Here is a 466-nt window from a genome sequence, read left to right as displayed (position 1 = left end):
CAAGTTGATTTGCAAATAAATTTGCTCGTCGCATCGGCGCTCGTTATTTTTATTCTATTTTATCAATGTCATCTTTCAATACGTCAAAGAACTCTTTGTAAATGCTTAATGCATTTAGAAGTGGAGGGAGTGGATTTGAACCACGACAATCCCATATGATGCCTCCTGTGTATATAAAACCCTAGTTTGAACAATTAGTTAAATGCAATACCGCTCATAATATAAAGCGGACTTGGTAGTCCTGCCCCGATTTGAACGGGGGACCCCTACATTATCAGTGTAGTGCTCTAACCAACTGAGCTACAGGACTAAGTTAATAACCGTCCACGGGTTTTAAATATATATGAAATATAATAGTAGCAAAAGTGCAAGATATCCTTTATATCAAAAAACTGATAGGACAGAAATACACCAGAAAGGAGGTATTCCAGCCACACCTTCCGGTACGGCTACCTTGTTACGACTT

At 38.6% G+C, this 466-nt stretch carries 1 tRNA gene; it reads right to left on the bottom strand.

Annotated features, from left to right (window positions below):
* Positions 1 to 233: 233 nt before the first annotated feature.
* Positions 234 to 310: transfer RNA gene (locus HNS40_RS22760), tRNA-Ile, on the bottom strand.
* Positions 311 to 466: the final 156 nt, after the last annotated feature.

The organism is Lentimicrobium sp. S6, from assembly GCF_013166635.1.
Classification (GTDB): Bacteria; Bacteroidota; Bacteroidia; order Bacteroidales; family UBA12170; genus UBA12170.
Note: the sequence above shows the minus strand (reverse complement) of the source record. Positions and strands in the feature narration are given on the sequence as shown.